Below are 7,582 nucleotides of genomic sequence, written 5' to 3'. Positions count from 1 at the left end.
ATCAAAAGCAAAAGCGTAACGACCACTCTTTCAGTTGAATCGCTACGCTTTTCTCAAATTTACTTTTTAGCTATCTGTTTATTTTATAAATCAACTCCTGCCCTTTCAGAATCTGATCCAGTGCCTTGCTTATCGGTTGATTATCTACCTTTACAGTTACCTTACGGGTCAGGTCCACATCATTTTTCTCATATACTAAGGATACATTTCCTTTGACCTCCAACTCCCGGAACGCTTTGCGCACCGTTACGTCCTGCAAATGTAAGGTCACCTGTTGTGCATGAACCGACAGTGGAAGAACTGCAGCTAATAGCACGAAGAACATGCATTTGATGATTTTACTCATTGATTTAAGTTTTTATGTGTATATCTTTTGTTACTAACTCATTGTTTTACAATATTCTTATTTAAACATTATCCAGGATTGCGAACTAGCCTCATTATCCGCATTTTTAACATTGCCGTTCGTTTCCCAGTCGTATCTACCGGCTACCTTTCCTAAAGGCACCCCTCTACTATCATCCCGAATAACAACAGGACTATGATAGTTCTCACCAAACACAATGGCATCCGTACAACCCACTTCCTGCAATGCCACAGCAACTTCCCGTAAAGAAGAGCCATCACTAAAGACATTCCAAGCTGCTTTTACCGAGTTATAAGAATTCGTAAAACGATTACTTACAAAAATGACCAAGTCTCCTTCTTCCGTGATACCGACAGCCCGGCGTCCTACAGGCTTGCCATCAAAAGTCCAAATGCTTACCGGATTAGCAGCCCATGAATTACTTCCTGACAATGCTCCATCCATTCCTCTGTTACGGGTCGAAGTATTTCTTCCTTCATTAGTAGCAAATGTCTTGTAAAGTTCTGCATTTTCTCCGGCAATCATGATCTGCCCTTTTTGCAACGGATAGGAATATCCACTGACAGCACTGGTTGGGGACCACTGTACTCCATTGGCAGCTTGTTTGCCGGCTCCGCCGCTGGTAAACTTATACAAGTTATTATCTATCACTTCTGCATACGAAATCTCCGCTTTTCCATCAGCTGTAATTCCCAGAGTTCCCGGACAATACTTCAAAGAAGTAGATAGGTTATATCCGAGACGCGGTGCGGATAGCAGCCCACTATCATTCCACCCGAGGCTATAAAATATCGGTACCCAGAATTGCCCGGACAATCCCGGAACAAACAATGAATAATCCATATTATCATTCATGATAGCTGTTGTACGATGTTGAGCAGTGGGTTCAGCCCATGTTACATTGTCTTTATTCATATCCCAGCTAACCTTCATATTTATTCTACCGGCAGGAATAGTTATCAACCATCCCGTATTACCGCTCCTTCCATGCAAGTTTTTATTTTCATAGACAATCATGAAATCAGGAATACAAATACTACTGTGTTGGCTTTTTAGATCAGCAGTAATATTTTTCCAGTTTACCCCTGCGTCAATAATTCCATTTACAGCACTCAACTGATATTTTTTAGTCATGTTGTTCGTATTGTCTTTTACAGTAATAGTAAGTGTGCTACTTAGGTCAACAATCAGGTTTCCGTTTTCATCCTTTTGACTGACGGGATCCGTAGAGATGATTTCTGCGTTATCTGCCAAAGTCGGCATCAACACAACGTTTGCAAATGCAGTGTTTTGTTTGAAACGTAACGAAGCGATGCCATTAATAAAGTTAGCACTAACCTGCTCTGTGTTACAAGTAGCCGTTACGCCTCGAAGTAGCTGAGTAGAAGTGCTGAAAATGGTATATTCGATATCATCTGCTCCATCATTCACTTTAATACGGGTGATACCGCTGCTCAAGTCCAGTACAGCATCAGTAGTAAGCGGATCAATGGGCTTTGCCCATTCATCCGCCAGTTTGAGTTTCACATTCACCGCACTTTGGTCGTCCAAAATGCGAAAATCTAAGGCTATGACCCTACTGTTCTGGTCAATAAGACCATTTATCCAGTTCCCTGTGCCATCTTCTGCCTGTATGGCTACCAATGGTTCTTTTACGTACCCCGGATCTTCGGATAAGACAACACCTTTCAGTTCATCTTCTCCGCATGACGTGAATATAAACACAAGGAATGTGCTTAATAGAAAATGTAGTTTCTTCATACAATATTATTTAAATAAGAAATAGCTTATTTTCTGTTATTCCTGAAAACAATCTTTATCCTGCATGACTAAACTAAAACAGCTGTTTGTATACCTTATAACTTAAAAAAGAGTGTCGCGCTATGCTCTTTTACAATCCTTCTTTTTACCATTCATAGAGATTCAGGTTAAAATATGCTTTATTGGCCTATTCATTAATATGACAGCCAGATTAATAAAAAGTATAGTGAGAAATGATTTTTTTATTCGTTCAGCCCTTCAACTCATCTTTTTATTAGTGAGTTTGGTCATCTTACATTTTTTCAATACCTTGCCCCCGAATTATCCATCGGAGAAACAGAACCTGTGAGTATTCACCTTAATATATTAACTAATAAATCAAATATACGATTTCTGAAAGACATAATGGAAAAAAACCTGGAAACAGAGATTATCGAGGCCCTGAAATCGGGTAAAGAGGAGGCATTCCGATACATCTATAAAACTTACTATACAGATCTTTGCCGGATAGCGAGAGGGTATTTGACAGACTCTTATCTATCAGAATCTATAGTAGAAGATTTGGTGTATAGTCTATGGGAAAACCGCTCTAAAATAACAATTAACACCTCATTGAAGAACTACCTTTTCAGAAGTGTAGCCAATAAGTGTATCAATTATCTTCAGCTTGAATATGTGAGAAGGGAAACGGCCTGCTCGTCAGAAGACCTGGTCATTTACAGCGATTTATGGTCCTTGGGCGAAAATCCGGTTGAGCATTTAGAGGGTAAAGAGCTACATTCTATTATCCAGAAGACGATTGACGGCTTATCTCCGGAAACCCGGAAGGTATTTTTATTGAGTCGTTTTGAGAACAAAAGACAAGAAGAAATTGCCGAAATCATGGGAATCACTATTCATACAGTGAAATATCACATGCGAAGTGCACTGGATAAACTGAAGGAAGCAGCAAGATCTTATCTTGCCCTGATTGTAATGTTTATTACGAATATATTTAATTAATATTAAAAAGCAAAGTAATTCACTATACTTCTTCTATTGACAAACTGTCCTGATGATAGCGCAGGTATATGATTTTCAATAGATATTAAGTTTAAGATGGTATGAAAGAAGAATTTGACAGACTGATATATGATTTCCTCTCGGGAAGTATCACCAAAGAGGACTTGCATAAGTTGAACGAATGGATATACTCCGATCCGGAGAATCAGAAATATTTTGAACAGCAGAAACGAATCTGGCTTCTGTCTGCCGAGTATAAAAATGTATCTGTACACGAAGAACAAGCCTATAACAGATTTGCGAAACGAATCCGCAAACATAAGAGTGCTCCGGCAGGAAAGATGAGAAGAGCCTTATTTGTGAAGTATGCAGGTTACGCAGCGGCAATCATTATATTACTGTTTACCACTCCTTTTATAATTTATAATTTTACAACACCTGATGATTCTTTGATTTCCGAAGTATACGCTCCAAGAAAATCGAAATTAAAAATGAAGCTTCCTGACGGTTCTATAGTGTGGTTAAACGCAGATTCCAAGCTTTCTTACTCCGAGAGTTTTAGTCGAAAGAATCGCAATGTCCGGCTGGAAGGCGAAGGGTATTTTGAGGTAGAGCATGGAGAGCATCCATTTGTTATACAAACAGACTCCGCACAGATCAAGGTACTGGGTACTAAGTTTAACGTTAAAAATTATGGTGATGAGAATTATATAAAGGTATCACTCCTAGAAGGTTCCATTGTCTTATTGTGCATCAACCAAGAGTTTATAATGAAGCCTAATCAAACGATGACAGTTAATAAGCTTGACCAAACTTATAAGCTGACCGAGAGTGCTGACTATGCTGAACAGTGGATCAACTGCAAAGTATTCTGGGATGAAGTTCCTATGTCGATCATTTCTAAAGAGTTGGAGCGCCAGTTTGATGTGACATTCGCATTTGAGTCAGAGCAACTCAAGAATTTGATTTTCCATGGAAGTTTTATTATAGAAACAAATAATTTAGAGAAAATATTGGATATTATGTCTGAAACAAATAAATTTAGCTACTCAATTGAAAAAGATAAGGTATATATCCATTCATTGAAAAAATAAGAAACGATTAAAGAATCTTCAAAAATAATATCATGACCGCACAAGAGTTTTTTAAGAACGATCTGTTTGCCGAAAATGCAGGAGTAGTACTGCTGGAAGTACGCAAAGGTTACAGTAAAGCCAAATTAGAAATAAAACCCGAACATCTTAACGCAGGTGCCCGCACACAAGGAGGAGCGATCTTTACGCTGGCAGACCTTGCGCTTGCCGCAGCTGCCAACTCGCACGGCACACTAGCTTTCTCTCTCTCGTCCACTATTACTTTTCTGCGTGCCAGCGGCCCCGGAGATACTCTCTTTGCCGAAGCACGCGAACGCTATATCGGTCGAAGTACAGGTTGCTATCAGGTAGATATAACAAACCAAGACGGAGAGTTGATTGCAACTTTTGAATCTAGCGTATTCCGAAAGGATCAGAAAGTGCCTTTCGAAGTTCAGGAATAAAACAGGAAAGCGCATCAACACTTTTAAAAGTATACCTTTTAGAAACAGATAACGCGGATGATACGGATAAAAAGATAATAAATCCGTGTCATCCGCGTTATCCGCGTCTAAAAAATAACAGGTTGGCAGGGCCATTTACTTCTGATATGCCTTCGTTTTTTCTCTATATCTATTTAACGATAGAAGTCAGCGGATGCCGGTTACCCGTCACATTATTCAGGAATGCTTTTGCCGAACCGAAGTTCAGGAATAAATCCAGACGGACAGGAAGATGGTTCAAGTCGTCCGTCACGAAGAAAGTAATCACCTCCTTTTCTTTTCCTTTCTTATCATATTCTACCAATGAGAAGATCAGGCAACGGTAAGTAACTCCATTCTCCGCTTTCACATTTTCTTTTCCACGGTAGATAAGCGTTTGCTCTTCCACTTTACGGCCCGTAGCCATCGGGAACTTGATTTTGTCTCCCACCTTATAATCTGCAGGGTCGTAAGAACGTGCCTGCGCCAAGATGCTTAACATATCGTATATACAACGGCTATCGCTAGCTTCAGATTCATCAAACGCTCCATCCCGATAAGTACGTTTCTGGTTTACGAGGCAAAGACCGTCCTTATAAGAAAACCAAGCCTCATCAACCGTGTAACGTTTTCCCTCTTCAGCACCTTTGCGGAAATAGCGCGGTTCCAGTTTTTCACCGATCACACAAGTCAGCGTATCGCGCATCTTGAAAAAGAAGTCTGCCCGTTTACTGCCCAAAGCAAGCAGATTGATCCGGTAGGCAGGTTGTGAATGATAAGTAGTAGCATTCGTCGTCAGACTGGCAAGTCCGGCTTTCACCCAGACAAACTTCCAGTTAAAATATAAATCATACATTACGTGTTCGCCGGATTGAAACGCATCATTCTTCGCTTCACATTGAGCACTGGCTGGGAGGGCGAAAGCTCCCATCAGTAAGGCCACTAATCCGATAATAAAATTGCGTCGAACGCTAACGACGGCGGTTCTGACTATTTCGTTCCCGATCCTTTTTCTTCTTGTCTTCATCTGGTTTTTGTTTTTTAAGTTCATCCAGCTTTTGCTTATCCAGCGGAACTGCATGAATATCCCAACTTTGTTCTAGATCCCAGTTGGCTTTCGGCTCTAAAATCTGATTATAATAATACACCTCTTCGGGCTGCACCCCTTTTTCAAAATTGCCGGTATCCCATTCACCGTTTCCATTCCGGTCGTTAATCAACCGGGCGGAGTACTTACCGGGATTTAAGTAATAAAAGTCGGCATAACCTCCTTCCTCTACTCTTCTTCGGCGTACCACTTTATCCTGCGCATCCAACAGTTCAACGAAAGCATTAGGTTCCGCTCCCGTCACCACAAACGTGATTTTGGCATATTCTTCCAAACTACGCACCTTGAACCCTTGTTTTATTTTGTCTGTAAACAATCCGTATATACCATGAAATGCGGTCGAATCCACCGAAAATTCATATTCCAGCGTCGGTTCCCAATCATAATACACATTAAACTTCTTCAGATTTACGGAATCCTGCTCAAATTCAAACGGTATATCCTTCCAGAGCGTATCCACCTTTTGCCGCAGATGTATGGCGGCAGTGTCGTAGCTGGCTATCGGTTCTTCAAAATTCAAAGAAATATATCCATATACATCCATTGACGAAGGGGCACTAACATTCACCGGCAAGAATTTCGTCGGTTCGGGTTCATCCTCTTCCCCTTTCTTTTTCTTCTTTTTCTTTTTGTCCTTATCCGACTCCTCTTTCTTATATTTCTGCTTCGAAACAAGATTCAGCGTATCTGTACGGGGTACTAATTGGTTTAAAGTATCTGTATAAAGATAAGTCAGACTCATGGCAAGAGTATCCTGTTTGAAGAGCAAAGAATCTTTCACCCAATAATGGATTGTATCGTTCCGCTGATTCTTTTCGATGACAAAAGCATCCTTTTCATCGAAGTTTAAGCCTTTCAAGACTGGCAAAGTGTCCGCCTTACCGGCAAAATAAAAAGTGAACTTATGAGGAACCAGTCTTTCCGACTTGATAAGATATTGCGAATAATTAAGCTCTTTAAAGGCACGGAGGATGACATCATCCGGCAAATAATGCATATATTTCTTCTCAACAATCGTGTCGTAGGTCAATGAGTCCACCCAAGCAGTATCCATGCGGATACGTTCTTCCATGCGGGGGATAATCAACGAATCATGGAAAGCGATCATCTCGCTCTTCTGATTAAAAGTAAAGTTTTGGTCGGCATCCATCAATCCATAGATGCGATATTTGCCGGGAGCTACACCACGGATGGAGAAACGTCCACGGCTGTCTGTACGTGCCACACGGTCGAAAGGCAATTTGTTGAAAGCCGAATCATTCAGGTTGGAATGTAGTCCGACAAGCATACCTTTAATAGGTTCCAGGTTAGAGGCGTCGAGCATTGTTCCTGCTACTTCCATCGTATCGATTTCCGTACCGGTAGAAAACGTAAATGCAAAATTCCCTAGCGGGTTACCTTCATTATTGTCGACAATTGCATCCGAGAAGTCAATCGTATAGGTCGTGTTAGGCTTCAAAGAGTCGAGTAGGTTGACTTGTATTCTCTTGCCGGAAGCCTTGATTTCCGGTTGCTGTATCTGGGGAGGAGAAACAACGACTTTTTCGGTTGCTTTCTCCAGCTTAATAAACTCATCAAACATCAAAGAAATTTTAGTCCTTTCATTATTCAGAGCGCCCGCAGCAGGAGTACTACCGATGAAACGGGGCGGCGTCTCATCATAAGGGCCTCCGTCCGGCCGTCCAATACTGGCGCAGGAATATAACATAGCTCCCAGCGTTACTACCGGAAGCACCTTGCGAACTATTTGCTTTATCTTTTGATTCTCAAATTGTAACATGCTGCAAAA

7 protein-coding genes are annotated in these 7,582 nt (G+C 40.9%); 3 read left to right on the top strand and 4 right to left on the bottom strand.

The genetic code is table 11. The features are described 5' to 3' along the window. Window positions 1-70 precede the first annotated feature (70 nt). Both KQP79_RS12150 and KQP79_RS12145 read right to left on the bottom strand, forming a co-directional pair. The gene (locus KQP79_RS12150) at window positions 71-346 is read right to left on the bottom strand and encodes an STN domain-containing protein (RefSeq protein ID WP_264386639.1); all 276 of its coding nucleotides are present in this window, start codon (window positions 344-346) and stop codon (window positions 71-73) included. Between the two features lie 57 nt (window positions 347-403). Then, window positions 404-2,128 (bottom strand): hypothetical protein, encoded by a 1,725-nt coding sequence (locus KQP79_RS12145; RefSeq protein WP_008776096.1) that lies wholly within the window; start codon window positions 2,126-2,128, stop codon window positions 404-406. A gap of 405 nt (window positions 2,129-2,533) precedes the next feature. On the opposite strand from KQP79_RS12145, the gene KQP79_RS12140 reads away from it, so the two are divergent. From KQP79_RS12140 to KQP79_RS12130, 3 genes are all read left to right on the top strand, one after another. Beyond that, window positions 2,534-3,130: an RNA polymerase sigma-70 factor gene (locus KQP79_RS12140; RefSeq protein ID WP_004310927.1), complete on the top strand. Its 597-nt coding sequence runs from the start codon at window positions 2,534-2,536 to the stop codon at window positions 3,128-3,130. A 101-nt stretch (window positions 3,131-3,231) separates the two neighbouring features. After that, the gene (locus KQP79_RS12135) at window positions 3,232-4,224 is read left to right on the top strand and encodes a FecR family protein (protein ID WP_004307470.1); all 993 of its coding nucleotides are present in this window, start codon (window positions 3,232-3,234) and stop codon (window positions 4,222-4,224) included. A gap of 32 nt (window positions 4,225-4,256) precedes the next feature. After that, window positions 4,257-4,667, top strand: a complete 411-nt coding sequence (locus KQP79_RS12130) for a PaaI family thioesterase (RefSeq protein WP_004298330.1) — start codon at window positions 4,257-4,259, stop codon at window positions 4,665-4,667. 169 nt (window positions 4,668-4,836) lie between these two features. On the opposite strand, the gene KQP79_RS12125 is transcribed toward KQP79_RS12130, so the two are convergent. Further along, a complete protein-coding gene (locus KQP79_RS12125) occupies window positions 4,837-5,712 on the bottom strand; it encodes a DUF3108 domain-containing protein (RefSeq protein WP_008641759.1) in 876 nt (291 codons plus the stop codon). After that, window positions 5,657-7,573, bottom strand: a complete 1,917-nt coding sequence (locus KQP79_RS12120; protein ID WP_004298332.1) for an Ig-like domain-containing protein — start codon at window positions 7,571-7,573, stop codon at window positions 5,657-5,659. The genes KQP79_RS12125 and KQP79_RS12120 overlap by 56 nt, the downstream gene beginning before the upstream one ends. Window positions 7,574-7,582: the final 9 nt, after the last annotated feature.

This window comes from Bacteroides sp. DH3716P, assembly GCF_025914115.1.
Classification (GTDB): domain Bacteria; phylum Bacteroidota; class Bacteroidia; order Bacteroidales; family Bacteroidaceae; genus Bacteroides; species Bacteroides ovatus.
Note: the sequence above shows the minus strand (reverse complement) of the source record. Positions and strands in the feature narration are given on the sequence as shown.

Excerpts from the sequence above, each read along its gene's own strand:
- KQP79_RS12135 (WP_004307470.1), top strand. The coding sequence starts at position 3,232 with ATGAAAGAAGAATTTGACAGACTGATATATGATTTCCTCTCGGGAAGT.
- KQP79_RS12140 (WP_004310927.1), top strand. The coding sequence starts at position 2,534 with ATGGAAAAAAACCTGGAAACAGAGATTATCGAGGCCCTGAAATCGGGT.
- KQP79_RS12130 (WP_004298330.1), top strand. The coding sequence starts at position 4,257 with ATGACCGCACAAGAGTTTTTTAAGAACGATCTGTTTGCCGAAAATGCA.
- KQP79_RS12120 (WP_004298332.1), bottom strand. The coding sequence starts at position 7,573 with ATGTTACAATTTGAGAATCAAAAGATAAAGCAAATAGTTCGCAAGGTG.
- KQP79_RS12145 (WP_008776096.1), bottom strand. The coding sequence starts at position 2,128 with ATGAAGAAACTACATTTTCTATTAAGCACATTCCTTGTGTTTATATTC.
- KQP79_RS12125 (WP_008641759.1), bottom strand. The coding sequence starts at position 5,712 with ATGAAGACAAGAAGAAAAAGGATCGGGAACGAAATAGTCAGAACCGCC.
- KQP79_RS12150 (WP_264386639.1), bottom strand. The coding sequence starts at position 346 with ATGAGTAAAATCATCAAATGCATGTTCTTCGTGCTATTAGCTGCAGTT.